General features: G+C 71.4%; 15 protein-coding genes and 2 pseudogenes. 11 read left to right on the plus strand and 6 right to left on the minus strand.

The genetic code is table 11. The annotated features are described in order from the left end of the window. Window positions 1-186: 186 nt before the first annotated feature. Both AB0F38_RS06675 and AB0F38_RS06680 read right to left on the minus strand, forming a co-directional pair. Window positions 187-2,055, minus strand: a complete 1,869-nt coding sequence (locus AB0F38_RS06675; protein WP_361887640.1) for an ABC transporter ATP-binding protein — start codon at window positions 2,053-2,055, stop codon at window positions 187-189. Continuing rightward, complete coding sequence (locus AB0F38_RS06680; protein WP_361887643.1) at window positions 2,052-3,854, minus strand: ABC transporter ATP-binding protein; 1,803 nt, start codon at window positions 3,852-3,854, stop codon at window positions 2,052-2,054. Before AB0F38_RS06680 ends, AB0F38_RS06675 begins: the two co-directional genes overlap by 4 nt. Window positions 3,855-4,007: 153 nt before the next feature. Between AB0F38_RS06680 and AB0F38_RS06685 the strand changes: the two genes are divergently transcribed. Genes AB0F38_RS06685 through AB0F38_RS06700 form a run of 4 tightly spaced genes read left to right on the plus strand, consistent with a single transcriptional unit; the run spans window position 4,008 to window position 7,659 of the window. After that, window positions 4,008-4,916 (plus strand): ABC transporter ATP-binding protein, encoded by a 909-nt coding sequence (locus AB0F38_RS06685; RefSeq protein WP_361887646.1) that lies wholly within the window; start codon window positions 4,008-4,010, stop codon window positions 4,914-4,916. Next, window positions 4,913-5,677, plus strand: a complete 765-nt coding sequence (locus AB0F38_RS06690) for an ABC transporter permease (RefSeq protein WP_361887649.1) — start codon at window positions 4,913-4,915, stop codon at window positions 5,675-5,677. The genes AB0F38_RS06685 and AB0F38_RS06690 overlap by 4 nt, the downstream gene beginning before the upstream one ends. Before the next feature lie 53 nt (window positions 5,678-5,730). Continuing rightward, window positions 5,731-6,978 carry a sensor histidine kinase gene (locus AB0F38_RS06695; protein ID WP_361887652.1) on the plus strand — a complete coding sequence of 416 codons (1,248 nt, stop codon included), beginning with the start codon at window positions 5,731-5,733 and terminating at the stop codon, window positions 6,976-6,978. A gap of 21 nt (window positions 6,979-6,999) precedes the next feature. Next, a complete protein-coding gene (locus tag AB0F38_RS06700) occupies window positions 7,000-7,659 on the plus strand; it encodes a response regulator transcription factor (RefSeq protein ID WP_361887655.1) in 660 nt (219 codons plus the stop codon). Window positions 7,660-7,669: 10 nt separating this feature from the next. On the opposite strand, the gene glgX is transcribed toward AB0F38_RS06700, so the two are convergent. Next, complete coding sequence (glgX, locus tag AB0F38_RS06705) at window positions 7,670-9,790, minus strand: glycogen debranching protein GlgX (RefSeq protein ID WP_361887945.1); 2,121 nt, start codon at window positions 9,788-9,790, stop codon at window positions 7,670-7,672. Window positions 9,791-10,053: 263 nt separating this feature from the next. Between glgX and AB0F38_RS06710 the strand changes: the two genes are divergently transcribed. From AB0F38_RS06710 to AB0F38_RS06740, 7 genes and pseudogenes are all read left to right on the plus strand, one after another. Beyond that, the gene (locus tag AB0F38_RS06710; RefSeq protein ID WP_361887658.1) at window positions 10,054-11,274 is read left to right on the plus strand and encodes an Ig-like domain-containing protein; all 1,221 of its coding nucleotides are present in this window, start codon (window positions 10,054-10,056) and stop codon (window positions 11,272-11,274) included. Window positions 11,275-11,516: 242 nt separating this feature from the next. After that, a complete protein-coding gene (locus AB0F38_RS06715) occupies window positions 11,517-12,770 on the plus strand; it encodes an Ig-like domain-containing protein (RefSeq protein WP_361887661.1) in 1,254 nt (417 codons plus the stop codon). A gap of 98 nt (window positions 12,771-12,868) precedes the next feature. Next, window positions 12,869-13,636: an enoyl-CoA hydratase-related protein gene (locus tag AB0F38_RS06720; RefSeq protein WP_361887663.1), complete on the plus strand. Its 768-nt coding sequence runs from the start codon at window positions 12,869-12,871 to the stop codon at window positions 13,634-13,636. A gap of 248 nt (window positions 13,637-13,884) precedes the next feature. Next, window positions 13,885-14,400, plus strand: coding sequence for an ATP-binding protein (locus AB0F38_RS06725; protein WP_361887665.1), 516 nt, complete (start codon window positions 13,885-13,887; stop codon window positions 14,398-14,400). A gap of 428 nt (window positions 14,401-14,828) precedes the next feature. Continuing rightward, window positions 14,829-15,620, plus strand: coding sequence for a polysaccharide deacetylase family protein (locus AB0F38_RS06730; RefSeq protein WP_361887668.1), 792 nt, complete (start codon window positions 14,829-14,831; stop codon window positions 15,618-15,620). Between the two features lie 146 nt (window positions 15,621-15,766). Next, window positions 15,767-15,954, plus strand: a pseudogene (locus AB0F38_RS06735) (hypothetical protein); the annotation flags it as partial. An 84-nt stretch (window positions 15,955-16,038) separates the two neighbouring features. After that, window positions 16,039-16,254 carry an EF-hand domain-containing protein gene (locus tag AB0F38_RS06740; protein ID WP_361887948.1) on the plus strand — a complete coding sequence of 72 codons (216 nt, stop codon included), beginning with the start codon at window positions 16,039-16,041 and terminating at the stop codon, window positions 16,252-16,254. Window positions 16,255-16,460: 206 nt separating this feature from the next. Here AB0F38_RS06740 and AB0F38_RS06745 read toward each other — a convergent pair. From AB0F38_RS06745 to AB0F38_RS06755, 3 genes and pseudogenes are all read right to left on the minus strand, one after another. After that, window positions 16,461-16,872: pseudogene (locus AB0F38_RS06745) on the minus strand (GntR family transcriptional regulator). Window positions 16,873-16,956: 84 nt separating this feature from the next. Further along, window positions 16,957-17,349, minus strand: a complete 393-nt coding sequence (locus AB0F38_RS06750) for a PIN domain-containing protein (protein WP_361887671.1) — start codon at window positions 17,347-17,349, stop codon at window positions 16,957-16,959. Continuing rightward, on the minus strand, window positions 17,346-17,618 hold the full coding sequence (locus tag AB0F38_RS06755; RefSeq protein WP_361887674.1) for a hypothetical protein: 273 nt from the start codon (window positions 17,616-17,618) through the stop codon (window positions 17,346-17,348). The genes AB0F38_RS06750 and AB0F38_RS06755 overlap by 4 nt, the downstream gene beginning before the upstream one ends. Window positions 17,619-17,763: the final 145 nt, after the last annotated feature.

A 17,763-nucleotide genomic window follows, 5' to 3' on the forward strand; every position in this document is an offset into this window, starting at 1 on the left:
GTCGTAGAGGGGGTTCCGGGGTGGCCCGAGGCCAGAATTCGCAGGGTGGGTTGAGATTTCGTTCGAATTCGGCACGTTCGAACAACGAATCGGGAAACGGACGATGACCACGTGCTGAGACGGCGCCGAACTGTGGCCAGTTCTGCGCCGTCTCCCGGTTTCCGCTCCGCTACCCGCCGGTACGCCTCAGGCCAGACTCTCCTGCCACGCACGGTGCAGTCCGGCGAACCGGCCGCTGCCGCCGATGAGTTCGGCCGGGGTTCCGTCCTCGACGATCCTGCCGTGCTCCATCACGAGCACCCGGTCCGCGATCTCCACCGTCGACAGGCGGTGCGCGATCACCACCGCCGTGCGCCCGTGCAGCACGGTGTCCATGGCCCGTTGCACCGCACGCTCGCCGGGGACGTCGAGCGAGCTGGTCGCCTCGTCCAGGATCAGCACCGCGGGATCCGCGAGCAACGCACGTGCGAACGCGACCAGTTGGCGCTGCCCCGCGGAGATCCTGCCGCCCCGCTTGCGTACGTCCGTGGCGTACCCGTCGGGCAGGGCGCTGATGAAGTCGTGCGCCCCGATGGCCCTGGCCGCCTGCTCGATCTCCTTGGGCGTCGCGTCCGGGCGGCCGATCGCGATGTTCTCGGCGATCGTCCCGGAGAACAGGAACGCCTCCTGGGTCACCATCACCACACCCCGCCGCAGCTCGGCGGTCGCCAGATCGCGCAGGTCGGTGCCGTCCAGCAGGACCCTGCCCTCGGTCGGATCGTAGAAGCGCGCCAGCAGCTTCGCCAGCGTCGACTTCCCCGCACCCGTCGAGCCGACCACGGCCACGGTCCGGCCCGCCGGGATCGTCAGGTCGAAGCGCGGCAGGACCTCGCCACCCGTCCGGTAGGCGAACCGCACCCCGTCGAAGGTCACCTCGCGGCCCGGGTGGTCGCCGGCCGGGGCGGGCAGCTCCTTCGGCGCCGCGGGCTCCGGAACGGCGGGTGTCTGCGCCAGCAGACCCGCGATCTTCTCCAGCGAGGCGGCCGCCGACTGGTAGGAGTTGAGGAACATCGCGAGCCGGTCGATCGGGTCGTACAGCCGGCGCAGGTACAGCACGGCGGCGGCCAGCACGCCGAGCGCCAGAGTCCCCGACGCCACCCGGTACGCGCCCCACAGCACCATCGCGGCCACCGCCGTGTTGGCGACCAGCCGGGAGCCGACGACGTAGCGGGCCATCTCCAGCAGCGCGTCCCCGTTCCGCCGCTCGTGACGGCGGTTGAGCACCGCGAAGTCCGCGTCGTTGGCCCGTTCCCTGCGGAAGGCCTGCACGGGGCGGATCCCGTTCATCGTCTCCGCGAACTTCACGACGACCCCGGCGATGGCCGAGGAGCGGGCCGAGTAGGCCTGGGCCGCCCGGCGCCGGTACAGCCGCACCAGCAGAAGCAGGGGGGCGAAGGAGGCCACCGCGATCACACCGATGCCGAGGTCCAGCCACAGCAGCATGAGGGAGATCGACACGAACGACAGGACCACACCGATGAGCTCCTGCAGTCCCTCGCTGAGCAGTTCGCGCAGCGACTCCACGTCCGTGGTCGAGCGCGAGATCAGCCGGCCGGAGGTGTAGCGCTCGTGGAAGTCCACGCTGAGCGCCTGCGCGTGACGGAAGATCCGGCCGCGCAGATCGAGCAGCACGTCCTGGTTGATCCGCGCCGCGGCCCGGATGAACACGTACTGCAGCAGCCCCGCGCCGACCGAACACACCGCGTACCCGACGCCGACGGCGACCAGCGGCCCGTAGTCGTGGTCCCGGAAGGCGGGCACGCCGCTGTCGATGGCGTACGCGACCAGCAGCGGCCCCGCCTGCACGGCGGCCTGCTGGACCAGCAGCACGAGGGAGGCCACGACCACCCTGGCCCGCAGCGGGCCGAGCAGCGAGATGAGCAGCGCCCAGGTCGCACCACGCGGTGCGGGCAGGTCGTCCTGGTCGAACGGATCCCCGCGGCCCGGCTGTTCCGGCTTCCTCCCCTTGGGGTCCTCGTCGGCGAGAGCGGGGCCGTCGGTGGTGGTCGTCGTCATCGGGAGCTGTCCTCCTCGGCGGTGAGCACCCGGGCGCCCTCTTCGGCCCCGGACATCAGCCAGGCGTACTCGGCATGGGTGCGCAGCAGTTCCTGGTGGGTGCCCACCGCGCTGATCCGGCCCCCGGACAGCAGCGCCACCCGGTCGGCCAGCATCACCGTGGACGGCCGGTGCGCCACGACCAGGGCCGTCGTCCTCTCCAGCACCCGCCGCAGCGCCGCCTCCACCAGGGCCTCCGTGTGCACGTCCAGAGCGGAGAGCGGGTCGTCGAGGACCAGGAAGCGGGGCTCGCCCACGACGGCACGCGCCAGCGCGAGACGCTGGCGCTGGCCGCCGGAGAGGCTCAGGCCCTGCTCCCCGACCTGGGTCCCCACGCCGTGGGGCAGGTCGTGGACGAAGCCGGCCTGCGCGACGGACAACGCCCGGCGCATCTGCTCCTCGCCCGCGCCTTCCGCGCCCATCAGGACGTTCTCCCCGACGGTCGCCGAGAAGAGCGTCGGCTCCTCGAAGGCCACCGACACCAGCTCGCGCAGCCGGGGCCGCTCCATGGCCGCGATGTCCTCGCCGTCCAGCAGGATCCGGCCCCCGGTGACCTCGTGCAGCCGGGGGACGAGCGCCGTCAGCGTCGTCTTCCCTGATCCGGTGGCCCCCACCAGCGCCATCGTCTCGCCGGGACGGATCCGCAGATCGATCCGGGCCAGCACGGGTGCGGAGCCGGGCTCGGCGTCGGGATAGCGGAACTCGACGCCGTCGAAGACGATGCCCGGCGCGTCCACGGCCACCGCGCCGGGGATGTCCGCGTCCAGCTCCTCGGCCACGTCCATGACCTCGAAGTACCGGTCGGCTGCCGTCGCCGACTCCTGGCTCATGGCCAGCAGGAAACCGATCGACTCGACCGGCCAGCGCAGCGCGAGCGCCGTGGAGAGGAACGCGACGAGCGTCCCCGCCGACAGGTTGCCGTCCGCGACCTGGATCGTGCCGAGCACCAGCGCGGCACCGATCGCCAGTTCGGGGATGGCCGTGATGAGGGCCCAGATCCCGGCGAGGAGGCGGGCCTTGTCGAGCTCCGTCCCGCGCAGCCGCCGCGCGAGCGCGCCGAAGGCCCGCGCCTGGCTGCGGTGCCGGCCGAAGCCCTTGACGATGCGGATGCCCAGCACGCTCTCCTCGACGACCGTCGTCAGATCGCCGACCTGGTCCTGCGCCGTGCGCGCCACCACCGAGTACTTCGTCTCGAAGACCGAGCACAGGACCATCAGGGGCACCGCGGGGGCCAGGAGCACCAGCCCGAGCGACCAGTCCTGCGCGAACAGGATCACGAAGCCGACCAGGATCGTCGTGCCGTTGACCAGCAGGAACGTCAGTGGGAAGGCCAGGAACATCCGCATCAGCATCAGGTCGGTGGTCCCGCGCGAGAGCAGCTGACCCGAGGGCCACCGGTCGTGGAAGGCCACCGGCAGCCGTTGCAGATGCCGGTAGAGATCGGCGCGCATCGACGCCTCCACCCCTGCCAGCGGCCGTGCCACGAGCCACCGCCGGAGCCCGAAGAGCCCGGCCTCCGCGATGCCCAGCAGCAGGAGGTACAGCGCACCCAGCCACACCCCGGCCGGATCCCGGTCCGCGACGGGGCCGTCCACCATCCACTTCAGGACGAGGGGGATCACCAGGCCGAGACAGGACGCCAGGACCGCCACGAAGGCGGCGCTGAACCAGCGCATCCGCACAGGTCGGACGTAGGGCCACAGACGCATGAGGGAGCGCACGGCGGACCGGTCCGTGGGCTCTGCAGGGTTTTCGGGCATCAGGAGCGAGCCTATGGTTCACCACTGACATCGCTCATCTGGTTTTCCGGTCGTTCCTGCCGCGCCGTTCCGCCGCATCCGCCGTTCGGCCGATGCCGGTCCGAGCGGGACGGCGGATACCGCGGTGCCCCGCCCGCCGGAATGCTGGGCGGCATGTCCATCATCGAAGTGAACGGAGTGCGCAAGGCGTATGCGGGGCGACGTGTGGTCGACGGGGTCAGTTTCTCCGTGGACGAGGGGGAGATCTTCGGGATCCTCGGACCCAACGGAGCGGGAAAGACCACCACGGTCGAATGCGTCGAAGGGCTGCGGATCCCCGACGCCGGCACCGTCCGGGTCGCGGGACTCGACCCCGCCGCCGACCGCGACGGCGTGACCCTCATCCTCGGCGCGCAGCTCCAGGAGAGTGAACTGCAGCCCAAACTCACCGTGGGAGAGGCGCTCCGGCTCTACAGCGCCTTGTACCCGCACCCCGCCGACTGGCGGTCGCTCGCCGAACGGCTGGGGCTGGACAGCCACCTCGACCGCCGTTTCGGCAAGCTGTCCGGCGGCCAGAAGCAGCGGCTGTTCATCGCCCTCGCCCTCATCGGGAACCCGCGGGTCGTCGTGCTCGACGAACTGACCACCGGCCTCGACCCCCGGGCCCGCAGGGACACCTGGCGGCTCATCGAGGAGATCCGGGCCGGCGGGGTGACCGTCCTGCTGGTCACCCACTTCATGGAGGAGGCCCAGCGGCTCTGCGACCGGGTCGCGGTGATCGACAAGGGCCGCGTCGTGGCGCTCGGCACGCCGGCCGGGCTGATCGGCGGGGCGGCGGGATCGACCGCCATCTCCTTCACCCCCTCGGAGCCGGTCGCGTACGCCGAACTCAGGACGCTGCCGGGCGCCGCCTGTGTCGACGTGACCGACCCCGGCGGCCGGGTGGTCATCCACGGTACGGACGACACCGCGAACGCCGTGATCACGCTCCTGGCCCGCCACCACATCACCGCCCGTCAGCTGCGCGTCGTCGGGGCCGGCCTGGACGACATCTTCCTCGACCTCACGGAGCAGGCCCCATGACCACGACCGCACGGTCCCGCCCGGCCCCGCTCGCCGCCGTCCTCAGGACCGAGACCCGGCTCTTCCTGCGCGAACCCGGCAGCCTGTTCTGGATCCTGGTCTTCCCGGCAGCCCTGATGACGATCCTCGGTCTGATCCCGTCCTTCCGGGAGGCGGACGACGCCCTCGGCGGCCGCAGCGTCATCGACCTGTACGTACCGGTGGCCGTGCTCCTGGCCATGATCATGGCCGGGCTGCAGGCCATGCCGCCGGTCCTCACCGGCTACCGCGAACGCGGCATCCTGCGGCGCATGTCGGCCACCCCCGTGCGCCCGTCGACCCTGCTCGCCGCACAGATCGTGCTGCACGGTGCGGCCTCGCTGGGCTCCGCGGCGCTCGTCATCGCCGTCGGGAGGGTCGCCTTCGGCGTGCGGCTGCCCGGGCAGGCTGTCGGCTACCTGCTGGCGCTTCTCCTCGCCGTCGCCTGCGTCCTCTCCCTCGGCGCGACCATCTGCGCACTGTCCCGGACGTCCAAGGCCGCGAGCGCCCTCGGTTCGATGGCCTACCTCCTGATGATGTTCACCGCCGGGGTCTGGGTGCCCGTGCAGACCATGCCGGACCTGCTGCGCACGATCGTCGAGTTCACCCCGTTCGGCGCCGCCTCCCAGGCCCTGGACCGGGCGGCCTCGGGGAGCTGGCCGGGCTGGGTGCACCTCGGGGCCGTGGCGGTGTGGACCGCGGTGCTGGGCAGGGCGGCGACCAGGCTCTTCCGCTGGGAGTGACCAGGGGCGCCACGCAAGGGACACTGGTGCCGGACGAGCCGGGGGAGGCGCCGATGAACGGCGACGGTACGACGACGGAGCTGTTCCACCGGCACGGCCCGTACGCCCTCCTGGGTGTCGCCGTCCTGATGGCCGCCCTCTCCTCCGAGCTCGTCGGAATGTCCGGAACGGACATGTACGCGGCTACGGCCCTGGTCTCGGCTGCAGCCGCCCTCCAGGTGTGGTGGAGCCGGATCCGGCAGCTGCCGTTGCACGACAGGCCCGCACAGGTCTACTACGTGCTGCGGACCGTGCTGGGCTTCGCGCTCTGCTGGTGCAACCCCTTCTTCTCCGTCTACGCCGTCGCCGGCTACTTCGACGTCGCCGCACTGCTGCCGCGCCGCTTCGTACGCCTAGGGCTGATGTGCACCGCCGTCACCATGGCCGGAGCGCAGTCCGGCAGCGGAATGCCGCCGGCCTCCCTCACCAACTGGCTGGCCTTCGGCGCGCTCTTCGGGCTGCACTCCGCCCTCGCCGTCTTCTTCGGCAACGTCGGTGCCCGGGAGGAGGCGAAGGCCCGGCGGCAGAAGGAGACCATCACCGACCTGGAACGCGCCAACACCCGGCTGGAACAGGCCCTGGCCGAGAACGCGGCCCTGCACACCCAACTCCTGCTCCAGGCACGGGAGGCAGGGGTTGCCGACGAACGGCGCCGGCTCGCCGCCGAGATCCACGACACCCTCGCGCAGGGCCTGACAGGGATCATCGCCCAGCTCCAGGCCGCCACCTCCACGGCGGACGCCGATCCGTCCCTGGCCCGGGAGCACCTGGACCGCGCCGCAGGGCTCGCCCGGCACAGCCTCGGCGAGGCACGCCGCTCGGTGCACAACCTGGTGCCCGCCGCGCTGGAGGACGACGACCTGCCGGGAGCGCTGAAGAAGACGGTCACGGGCTGGGCGCAACGCACGGGAGCGCGCGCGGACTTCACCGTCACCGGTACCGTCGAGCCGCTCCACGACGAGGTCGCCGCCACGCTCCTCCGCATCGCCGGTGAGGCCCTCGCCAACGCCGCCCGGCACGCCGGGGCCACCCGGGCCGGCGTGACCCTCTCCTACATGGGCGACGAGATCACCCTGGACGTACGCGACGACGGCTGCGGCTTCGACCCCGCCGCCCCGGCCGCGCACAGCGGCTCGAGCGGATTCGGCCTCGGCGGGATGCGGTTCCGCGCCGAACGGATCGCGGGCACGGTCACGGTGGAGTCCGGCCCCGGCCTGGGCACCGCCGTGTGCGCCAGGGTGCCCCTGGTCCACCGTGACTGACGGACAGTACGGTGGGCCGACATGACTGAGGCAACGGACACCGCACGCGTCATCACCCTTCTCGTCGTCGACGACCACCCCGTCGTACGCGACGGCCTGCGTGGCATGTTCGCCTCGTCCCCCGGCTTCGACGTGCTCGGCGAGGCCGCCGACGGGGTGGCCGCCGTCGCGCTGGCCACCCGGCTGGACCCCGATGTCGTGCTGATGGACCTGCGGATGCCGGGCGGCGGGGGAGTGGCGGCCATCGCCGAGCTGGCCCGGCTCGGCGCCCGGTCCAAGGTGCTCGTCCTCACCACGTACGACACCGACTCCGACACCCTTCCCGCCATCGAGGCGGGCGCCACCGGCTACCTGCTCAAGGACGCGCCCCGCGACGAACTCTTCACCGCCGTTCGCGCCGCCGCCGACGGCCGTACCGTGCTCTCGCCCGCGGTGGCTTCACGGCTCGTCTCGCGCGTGCGCACCCCGGTCGCCGCGCCCGGCAACGACTCGTTGTCCGCGCGCGAGCGGGAGGTGCTCGCCCTGGTCGCCAGGGGGACCTCGAACCGCGGGATCGCCGCCGAGCTGTTCATCAGCGAGGCGACCGTGAAGACCCACCTCACCCACGTGTTCGCCAAGCTGGGCGCCAAGGACCGCGCCGCGGCCGTCGCCGTCGGCTACGAGCGGGGCGTCCTCGGCTGACGCCGCCCCCTCACCCCGCCACCCGCAGCAGCAGCACCGACCTTCCCGGCACCGCCAGTGCCGTGCCGCCCCGGTGGACCGTGCCGGGTGCCGCGGACTGGTCCTCCCGCGAGGTGTCCAGCACCAGTTCGTACGACGCGGCCCAGGGCGGGCCCGGCAGACGGAAGCCGCACGGCAGGTGTCCGGCGTGCAGGACCGCCAGGAAGCTGTCGTCGGTGATCTGGCCGCCCCGCGCGTCCCGGCCCGGGATGTCGCGCCCGGAGAGGTAGAGGCCGAGCGTCGCGGCCGGTGCGTACCAGTCGCCCTCCGTCATCTCCGCGCCCCCCGGCGTGAACCACGCCAGGTCCCGCAGCCCGTCCGGGGCCTGCGGCGTCCCGGAGAAGAACGCGCGCCGGCGCAGCACCGGGTGACGGTGCCGCAGGGCCAGCACCCGCGCGGTCAGCTCCGTGAGCTCCCGCCACTCGGGCTGCTCCAGGAGCGACCAGTCCAGCCAGCTCACCTCGTTGTCCTGACAGTAGGCGTTGTTGTTGCCGCCCTGCGTACGGCCCAGCTCGTCGCCCGCCACCAGCATGGGCACACCCGTGGACAGGAGCAGGGTGGTGAGCAGGTTGCGCAGCTGGCGGCGGCGCAGGGTGTTGACGGCCGGGTCGTCGCTCTCGCCCTCGGCGCCGCAGTTCCACGCGCGGTTGTCGTTCGTGCCGTCGCGGTTTCCCTCGCCGTTGGCCTCGTTGTGCTTGCGCTCGTAGCTGACCAGGTCGCGCAGGGTGAAACCGTCGTGCGCGGTGACGAAGTTGACCGAGGCGTACGGCCGTCTGCCGCCCCAGGCGTACAGATCGCTCGATCCGGTGAGCCGGTAGCCGAGGTCCCGTACGTCGGGCAGCGCGCCGCGCCAGAAGTCCCGTACGGCGTCCCGGTAGCGGTCGTTCCACTCCGTCCACAGGGGCGGGAAGGCGCCCACCCGGTAGCCGCCGTCGCCGACGTCCCACGGCTCGGCGATCAGCTTGACGCGGCGCAGCACCGGGTCCTGGGCGATCACCGCGAGGAACGGCGAGAGCATGTCGACGTCGTGCGTCGAACGGGCCAGCGCCGCCGCCAGGTCGAAGCGGAAGCCGTCGACGCCCATCTCCGTCACCCAGTAGCGCAGCGAGTCCGTGATCAGCCGCAGGACCTGCGGCTGCACCACGTGCAGGGTGTTGCCGCAGCCCGTGTAGTCCGCGTAGCGCCGGGCGTCCGCCTGGAGGCGGTAGTAGCCGCGGTTGTCGATGCCGCGCAGGGACAGCATCGGGCCGAGCTCGCCGGCCTCCGCGGTGTGGTTGTAGACGACGTCGAGGATCACCTCGATCCCGGCGTCGTGCAGGGCGTGCACCATCTTCTTGAACTCGCCGACCTGACCGCCCACCGTGCCGCCGGCCGCGTAGCCGGCGTGCGGGGCGAAGTAGCCGATCGAGTTGTAGCCCCAGTAGTTGTGCAGCCCGCGCCGCAGCAGATGGTCCTCGTGGGCGAACTGATGGACGGGGAGCAGCTCGACGGCCGTCACGCCGAGCCGCTGGAGGTGACCGGTCGCGGCGGGATGGGCGAGGCCGGCGTAGGTGCCCCGCAGCTCCGGCGGGATGTCCGGGTGGAGCTTGGTGAAGCCGCGTACGTGCAGTTCGTAGATGACCGAGTCCGCCCAGGGGGTCTTGGGCCTGCGGTCCTCCACCCAGTCGTCGTCGTCATGGACCACGACGCCCTTGGGTACGTACGGCGCCGAGTCCCGGTCGTCGCGCACCGTGTCGGCGACGTGCTGCTGCGGCCAGTCCCTCACATGGCCGTACACCTCGGGCGGCAGGGTGAACGAACCGTCCACCGCGCGGGCGTACGGGTCGAGGAGCAGTTTCGCCGCGTTCCAGCGGGCGCCCGTCCAGGGGTCCCAGCGGCCGTGCACCCGGTAGCCGTACCGCTGTCCGGGGCGGACGCCGGGGACGAAGCCGTGCCAGATCTCATGGGTGAGCTCGGTCAGCGGGAGACGGGTCTCGGTGCCGCGCTCGTCGAAGAGGCAGAGCTCGACGGCCTCGGCCCCGCCCGCCCAGAGAGCGAAGTTGGTGCCCGCCGCACCGTCCGGTCCGACCCGGAAGCGGGCCCCCAGCGGCATCGGGGCACCCGGCCATACGGGTGGTTCGTCCACCCCGGTTCCCGGGCCGGTGGCCGCCCCCCTCCCCGTCGTACGCGGCGCTTCCTCCTGCTCGGCTGTGCTCGACACCTCTCGGCCTCCTGCGGCTCGTGGGAGCGGTCACCCGGCAGAAGGAGTGCGCGGCGTCCCGGCCGCGGCCTTCCTGGCGGTGTTCTCCCCCTTGTTCTGCCCACCGGGCGGCCCGCACTCACGTTTCCCCGGGCGGCCCCCGTCGTTGGGGGAGCGTGAACCACGTAGCGAAGAGAGCACGGGCGGGTTCGGCCGCCGTGCTGACATGGGCAGGACTGTTCACCGTGCTGGCCGTACTGACGGGCTGCACCGGACCGGCGCCGTTCTTCGGGGACGACCGCTCACCCGGGGACGCCATCCGGATCGTCCCCAAGGACGGCGCCGAGAACGTCGGCGCCGACAGCCGGATCGAGGTCAGCGTCTCCTACGGACGGCTCGAACGGGTGAAGGTGACACGGATGGAGAACGCGGAGCACGAGGAGGTGCCGGGCCGGATCGCCGAGGACGGCCGTTCGTGGGCCCCGGAGAAGGGCGCCAGGCGGCTGGGGCTCGCCGGGAAGTACAGCGTCGAGGCGGTCGCCGTCGACGGGGACGGCCGCCGCTCGGCCCGGAACACGACCTTCACCACCCTGGTCCCCAAGGACCGGTTCATCGGCTACTTCAAGCCGGAGAACCGGTCCACCGTGGGCACCGGCATGATCGTCTCCTTCGACTTCAACCGGCCCGTCAGGAACCGCGCGGCGGTGGAGAAGGCCATCAGGATCACCACCAGGCCCGCGGTGGAGGTGGCCGGACACTGGTTCGGCGAGGACCGCCTCGACTTCCGCCCCGCCAGGTACTGGGAGCCGGGCACCGAGGTCACCGTCGACGTGGGACTGCGCGATGTCGAGGGTGCCCCCGGGGTGTACGGGAGCCAGCGGAAGAAGGTCACCTTCCGGGTGGGCCGTTCCCAGACGTCCGTGGTGGACGCCCGGGCGCACACCATGGAGGTACGCCGTGACGGTGAGCTCGTCAGCACGGTGCCCATCACGGCGGGGGCCGCGAAGACGACCACGTACAACGGGAAGATGGTGGTCTCGGAACTGCACGAGGTGACGCGGATGGACGGCCGTACGGTCGGTTTCGGCGGCGAGTACGACATCAAGGACGTCCCGCACGCCATCCGGCTGACCACGTCGGGCACCTTCCTGCACGGCAACTACTGGGAGTCTCCCGACATCTTCGGGTCCGAGAACACCAGCCACGGCTGCATCGGCCTGCGCGACGTGAAGGGCGGCAGTTCCGACAGCCCGGCCGGCTGGTTCTTCGAACGGACGCTCGTGGGCGATGTGGTCGAGGTCGTCAACTCCGCCGACAGGACGGTCGCGCCGGACAACGGCCTCGGCGGCTGGAACCTGGGATGGCCCCAGTGGAAGGCGGGCTCCGCTCTGCGCTGAGAGGCCGTGGCCCAGCGGGCGTCGGGGCATCGACGCCGAGCCCCGGTCCGACCTGCGAGGGTCCCGGAGACAGGCCTCCGGGGCCCTCGGACGGCGGTGCGGGACGACTTGGGACGCAACGGTGACATTCCGGGGGAGTTCTCCCCACGTGCGGTGTGATTATCTTGCGCCGAGCGTGCATGTACAGCGCGCGGGGGTGCGGGCCATGGCGGGGCCAGGCCGTGCGAGGGGAGACGACCACATTGAACGGGCAGCCGATATCGGGGGCATCGGCCGGGGCGAGCAGGGGACGGCGCGGGCGCGGAGCCCCCGGACCTCTCGCACTGGTACTGGGGGCGCTGCTGTTGCTGGTGACGGCATGCGGCGGGAACGGCAGTGCCGGCGGGGCGAAGAACGGCGAGGGGGCGGGCGCGAAGGTCGACGACACCAGCGCGTCGCAGGCGGTGGTGACCATCGCGCCCAAGGACGGCGCAGATGACGTGGCGACGAGCGGGGCGCTGAAGGTCACGGCCACCCACGGCAAGCTGAGCACGGTCAAGGTCGCCGACCCCAAGGGCGACGAGGTCGAGGGCGAGATCGCCGCCGACGGCCTGAGCTGGGTGCCCGACCGGCATCTGGCAGCCGCGACCAAGTACACGGTGCACGCGGTCGCCAAGGACGGGAAGGGCCGCCAGTCGGCGAAGGACACCACCTTCACGACGCTGGTCCCGCAGAACACCTTCATCGGGCAGTACACGCCGGAGGACGGTTCGACCGTCGGCGTCGGCATGCCGGTGTCGATCCACTTCACCCGGGGCATCACCGACCCCGAGGCCGTGGAGAAGGCCATCAAGGTGACGGCGGTCCCCGCCGTCCCGATCGAGCCCCACTGGTTCGGCAACGACCGGCTCGACTTCCGCCCCGAGAAGTACTGGGCCGCGGGCACGAAGGTCAGCCTGCGCCTGGACCTCGACGGTGTCGAGGGGCGTCCGGGGGTCTACGGCAAGCAGTCCAAGACCGTGAAGTTCACCATCGGCCGCAGCCAGGTCTCCACCGTGGACGCGAGCTCCCACCGGATGAAGGTGGTCCGTGACGGCGAGCAGATCAAGGACATCCCGATCTCCGCGGGCGCCCCGTCGACGACCACGTACAACGGTCAGATGGTCATCAGCGAGAAGCTCAAGGTGACCCGGATGAACGGTGACACGGTCGGCTTCGGCGGCGAGTACGACATCAAGGACGTTCCGCACGCCATGCGCCTGTCCACGTCGGGCACCTTCATCCACGGCAACTACTGGGGGGCGTCGAGCATCTTCGGCACCACCAACACCAGCCACGGCTGTGTCGGTCTGCGGGACGTGCGCGGTGCCTGGGACGGCAAGACCCCGGCCGCCTGGTTCTTCGACAACTCCCTGATCGGTGACGTGGTGGTCGTGAAGAACTCCAAGGACAAGGTCATCCAGCCGGACAACGGCCTCAACGGCTGGAACATGGACTGGTCGGAGTGGACCGCGTAGGTCCGAAACGGACCCTGCGGTCCGTTCCCGCGGCGGGCCCGGTGCTGTGACCAACGGCACCGGGCCCGCCGCCGTTAGTCATGGTTAACCTGCCTCCCATGACCGTATCCCTCGAAGTAAGCGACAACGTCGGCACGATCCGGCTGGACCGCCCGCCGATGAACGCCCTGGACGTCGCCACCCAGGACCGGCTGCGCGAGCTCGCCGAGGAGGCGACCCGGCGCGACGACGTGCGGGCCGTGATCCTCTACGGCGGCGAGAAGGTGTTCGCGGCGGGCGCGGACATCAAGGAGATGCAGGCGATGGACCACACGGCGATGATCGTGCGCTCCAAGGCCCTGCAGGACGCGTTCACCGCCGTGGCGCGCATTCCCAAGCCCGTGGTCGCCGCCGTCACCGGCTACGCCCTGGGCGGCGGCTGCGAACTGGCACTCTGCGCCGACTTCCGGATCGCCGCCGACAACGCGAAGCTCGGCCAGCCGGAGATCCTGCTCGGGCTGATCCCGGGAGCCGGCGGCACCCAGCGCCTGGCCCGGCTGGTCGGCCCGTCCAAGGCCAAGGACCTGATCTTCACGGGCCGTCATGTGAAGGCCGAGGAGGCCCTGACGATCGGTCTGGTGGACCGCGTGGTACCCGCCGCCGAGGTGTACGAGCAGGCGCACGCCTGGGCCGCCCGGCTGGCCCGGGGGCCCGCCCTGGCTCTGCGTGCCGCGAAGGAGTCCGTGGACGCGGGACTGGAGACGGACATCGACACGGGGCTCACGGTCGAGCGGAACTGGTTCGCGGGTCTGTTCGCCACGGAGGACCGGGAACGCGGCATGCGCAGCTTCGTGGAGGAGGGCCCGGGCAAGGCCACATTCCTCTGACCGAACGCCAGTCGGGTATGGAGTGACACGCGTTCATCCGTGTGGGCGGTGAGCCGGACCCCAGGAGAACCTCGGGGTCCGGCCCGCCGGCACGCGTGCGATGACCTGGCCGGCCGGCTTCGCCGCAGACGGGAGTGGCTGCGGAAGCCGGCATTCCGCCAGTGGCACATGCCGGAGGACCGGCACGGAATGACTGGTTCCGGGGAGTGATTCCTCAGGAACGGTCACAGGGGCCCTTCCGTGCGGCCATGATGGTGGACATGGCGGGCCTGGAGGGTGTGGAACAGCCGCGACCGCGCACCGGTGCGACCGCGGCGCGCTGGACGTCGGCCGTTGAGGACGAACAGGCGTTCAGAGCACTGGAGTTGTTCGGGAATCCGACGGAGGCGGAAGTCCGCCTGCCCTCGCGTCCGGAGTCCGCGGCCACCGCCCGGCGGATCACCTCCTGTGTGATGCTGCGTCAGTGGGCGCTTTCCCCGCAGACCGCCGAGCACGGTGTACTCCTCGTCTCCGAACTCGTCGGAAACGCGGTGCGGCACACCGGTGCGCGGGTCTTCGGGCTGCGGATGCTGCGCCGCCGCGGCTGGATCCGGGTCGAGGTGCGTGATCCCTCGCGCGGGCTGCCGTGTCTGATGCCGGTCCGGGAGATGGATGTCAGCGGGCGCGGGCTCTTCCTCGTCGACAAGCTCTCCGACCGGTGGGGTGTGGACCTCTTGCCGCTCGGTAAGACCACCTGGTTCGAGATGCGGACCTCGGACCGCTGAGCCGGAACGCCGCACCCGGCGGAAGGCCGGAGCCCGCGACGCACAGAAGCCCCCGGCCGGCCTGGGTGGGGCGCTTCGGGGGCTTCTGTGGGGGGCCGTGGAATGGGGGGTGTGTCCACGGCCGCTCGTGGGACCTGGCTCGGGTCGGAGGAGGTCGTGTCACCGACTATGGCAGACGGGCGACCACGGTGCCAAGGCCATAAATCGGTCAGTATTGCAAAAATGCGGAGATGTCACTTCGCAATCGCAGGTGTGATCGGTCACGTACCTGGCATTCTTTGCATGCCCATGGGGTTTGCCGGGTGATTCATCGAGCGCCACCGAGAGGCGCCGCGCATCGCATGCCATCCGTTCCGTCCCTTGCGTCCTACTGTGTCTCGCGTCTCGGGGGATCAGCACCCCGAACCGACCCACGAGGCGGACGGTCCATGAACGGTCGCAGGACACCGGTGCCCCGCCGCGGCGCCCTGCGCGCCGCGGCCGGGGTGCTCCTGGCGGGCGCCGCCACCCCGGGCTGCGTGGAGAGCGGCGGGGTCACCCACGCCCCGCAGAAGTCCCGGAACACGCCGGAGGCCCCCTCGGCTCCGCGACCCGCCCCCGCCCCGCGGCGCTTCCCGGGGCGGCCGGTCCAGATCGAGTGCGGCCCCCGGGACCGGGCCCGCGTGGCCCTCACCTTCCACGGCCAGGGCGACCCGGTCCTCGCCCGCGCCGTCCTCGCCGAAGCCGAAAGGGTCGGAGCCCGCCTCACCGTCCTGGCCGTCGGCAGCTGGCTGGACGAGCACCCCGGCATGGCCCGCCGGATCCTCGACGGCGGCCACGACCTCGGCAACCACACCCAGAACCACCTCGACATCAACGCGATGGACGAGGCCCGGGCCTACGCCGAGATCACCGGCTGCGCCCAGCGTCTGCGGCGGCTCACCGGCTCCATCGGCACCTGGTTCCGGCCCTCACGCACCCGCTACGCCACCCCGCTCGTCCAGGACCTCGCCCGCCGGGCCGGCTACCCGCACGTCCTGTCCTACGACGTGGACTCCCTGGACTTCACCTCGCCCGGCGTCGCGGCCGTCACCCGCAAGGTCGCCGGCGAGCTCCGCAACGGATCCGTGGTGAGTCTGCACTTCGGCTACCGGGACTCCGTCGCCGCACTGCCCGTCCTTCTGACCGAAATCGGCCGGCGCCAACTGCGCGCGGTGACCACCACGGAGCTCCTGACCTGATGCTTCCCTCCACGCGCACCACCACCGTCTCGGCCCTGCCCGGGGGCGTACTCGTCGCCGCGCTCGCCGCCCGCGGACCACACGCGGCCCGCGCCCTCCCGGACCGCCCCCGCCGAACCTGCACGGGCCGCGGCCCCGCCCGCGCGAAGAACGGACTGACGAAGAAGTGGCACCTGCCCGACGGCGGCAGCCCGGACACGGGCGGCGTCTCGGCGGACGGCAAGGTGCTCCGGCTGTCCGGCCGTTACGACGCCGAGGTGTACGCGATCGACACGCACCGGCGGTCTGCCCGCAGCCCGGCCGCCACTCGCCCGGCCACACCGGCGTCTTCCGCCTGCCCGGACGCCCGCCGGATCCGCCGCCGGCCGTTCCCGTTAATCTGACCTCCGTCAGCAACGCTTTACGAAGGGGCGGAACAGTGGCGGACATCGAGTCGGCGCGCAAGGCATTCGAGCACTTCGACCAGAACGGCGACGGCCGGATAACGGCGTCCGAGTACAAGAGCGCGATGGCGCGGCTCGGCGACCCGTTCGTCACCGAGACGGTGGCTCAGGCGATCATCAACACCCACGACGGAAACGGTGACGGCGAGCTCACGTTCGACGAGTTCTGGGCCTCGCAGAACAAGGCCTGACCGGCGCCGGCGCGACGGACGGTCCGGCTGCCTCGGTGGACCAGGCCGCCGGTGGAGAGGGCGGGCCGGCCTCTCGTGCGGTCCACCACGATCCTGGCCCTGCGTCCGGCGGCCGACGAACACTCCGTCCGGATCGCCCTCGGTATCCGGACCCGGCCCCGACACAGCCGGCCCGGTCCCCGGGGAAGCCACGTGCGGTGGCGGGATCAGCTGTTCCCGCCGTCCGTGCCCGGCGGGGAGGCGGCCTCGAAGGCCGTCCGGAAGAGGGCCTCGACCTCCTCGCCGCCGAGCCCTTCGTCGCGCGCCTGGTGCATCCACTCGTTCAGCACGGTGCGCAGTGGCCGGTCGGGGCCCGACCCGGGTTCGGTGAGGGAGCGGGCGATGAAGGTGCCCCGCTCCCGGGCGTACCTCCGCGAGCCCCGCCCGTTCGAGCTCGCGGTAGGCCTTGAGCGTCGTGTTCGGGTTGACCTTGGTGGTGGCGGTGACCTGTGCGGCCGTGGGCAGCCTGTCACCCTCCTCCAGCGCGCCCATCCGCAGGGCCTGTTCGACCTGGCGCACGATCTGGAGATACCTCGCCACACCGCTGCGCCGGTCGATGCGGAACACGACCACGTACATCACCTTCCGCTCGGATGCCGGTACTTGGCGTTCCGCGCAGCGCACTGATCCGCGCAAGGGGTGGGTCGAGGCGCGGCCTCACGGTCAGACCTTGATGATGCGGACGCTGGGGCCGCAGAGCATCAGGAGGTCTTCGGGATCCGATGTCAGGACGGTCACTGGGGCTGGTGAGGTGAGCGCGGTGGCGGCCACGATGGCGTCGAGGGCGTACTTGTGGCCGTGCAGTCCGGCCGTGGCCAGGAGCTTGCTCGCATGGCGGGCGATGGCCTCGTTGGGCGGGATGATGTTCACCCGGGAGACGGCGTAGTCGAAGCGGGCCTGGTTGATTTTGGGGTCGCGTGCTTCGACGAGGGTGACGGAGCTGGTGACGACGCGGATGTCTTCGGCTTCGGCTGCCCTCAGCCACTCGGTGATCTCAGTTGTGCGTCGTACCAGTTCGGACAGGCCTTCGCAGTCCAGGACGAGCGTGCCGCTCACGCGGCGTCCGCCGAGCCGGCCGTCTCGCCGCGGAGAATCGCACGTTTGGCGTCGACGGCCGACTGGTCGACCGGGCCATGCTCGGCTTCCGCGTCCTCGATGAGTTCGCGCAGTCGGTCCCGTTCCAGTTGACGCTGGACCAGGGACTCGACGTAGGCGGACATGCCTCTTTTGCCCGTACGTGCTTTGAGGGCGGCGATGGTGCCTTCGTGAAGCGAGACCGATACAGGCCGGACGGGTCCTTCGCCGGGCGCCGGGGAGATAGCCATGGAGCAGAGTTTAACAAAACTCTTGTTATTGGATGGGGGTGATGGGTTCGATCTGCCGTGTCCGAGAGTCATCCATCACCGCGCGGACGCTGCGAACTCCCAGCTCAGACGCCCATCAGCGGGGGATCCGTCAGGGACTTTCACG

The sequence above is a fragment of the Streptomyces sp. NPDC025273 genome (genome assembly GCF_040638585.1).
Taxonomy (GTDB): domain Bacteria; phylum Actinomycetota; class Actinomycetes; order Streptomycetales; family Streptomycetaceae; genus Streptomyces; species Streptomyces cinereorectus.

Coding starts and splice junctions, on each gene's coding strand:
- AB0F38_RS06675 (WP_361887640.1), bottom strand. CDS start 2,055: ATGACGACGACCACCACCGACGGCCCCGCTCTCGCCGACGAGGACCCC.
- AB0F38_RS06680 (WP_361887643.1), bottom strand. CDS start 3,854: ATGCCCGAAAACCCTGCAGAGCCCACGGACCGGTCCGCCGTGCGCTCC.
- AB0F38_RS06685 (WP_361887646.1), top strand. CDS start 4,008: ATGTCCATCATCGAAGTGAACGGAGTGCGCAAGGCGTATGCGGGGCGA.
- AB0F38_RS06690 (WP_361887649.1), top strand. CDS start 4,913: ATGACCACGACCGCACGGTCCCGCCCGGCCCCGCTCGCCGCCGTCCTC.
- AB0F38_RS06695 (WP_361887652.1), top strand. CDS start 5,731: ATGAACGGCGACGGTACGACGACGGAGCTGTTCCACCGGCACGGCCCG.
- AB0F38_RS06700 (WP_361887655.1), top strand. CDS start 7,000: ATGACTGAGGCAACGGACACCGCACGCGTCATCACCCTTCTCGTCGTC.
- glgX (WP_361887945.1), bottom strand. CDS start 9,790: ATGCCGCTGGGGGCCCGCTTCCGGGTCGGACCGGACGGTGCGGCGGGC.
- AB0F38_RS06720 (WP_361887663.1), top strand. CDS start 12,869: ATGACCGTATCCCTCGAAGTAAGCGACAACGTCGGCACGATCCGGCTG.
- AB0F38_RS06725 (WP_361887665.1), top strand. CDS start 13,885: ATGATGGTGGACATGGCGGGCCTGGAGGGTGTGGAACAGCCGCGACCG.
- AB0F38_RS06730 (WP_361887668.1), top strand. CDS start 14,829: ATGAACGGTCGCAGGACACCGGTGCCCCGCCGCGGCGCCCTGCGCGCC.
- AB0F38_RS06755 (WP_361887674.1), bottom strand. CDS start 17,618: ATGGCTATCTCCCCGGCGCCCGGCGAAGGACCCGTCCGGCCTGTATCG.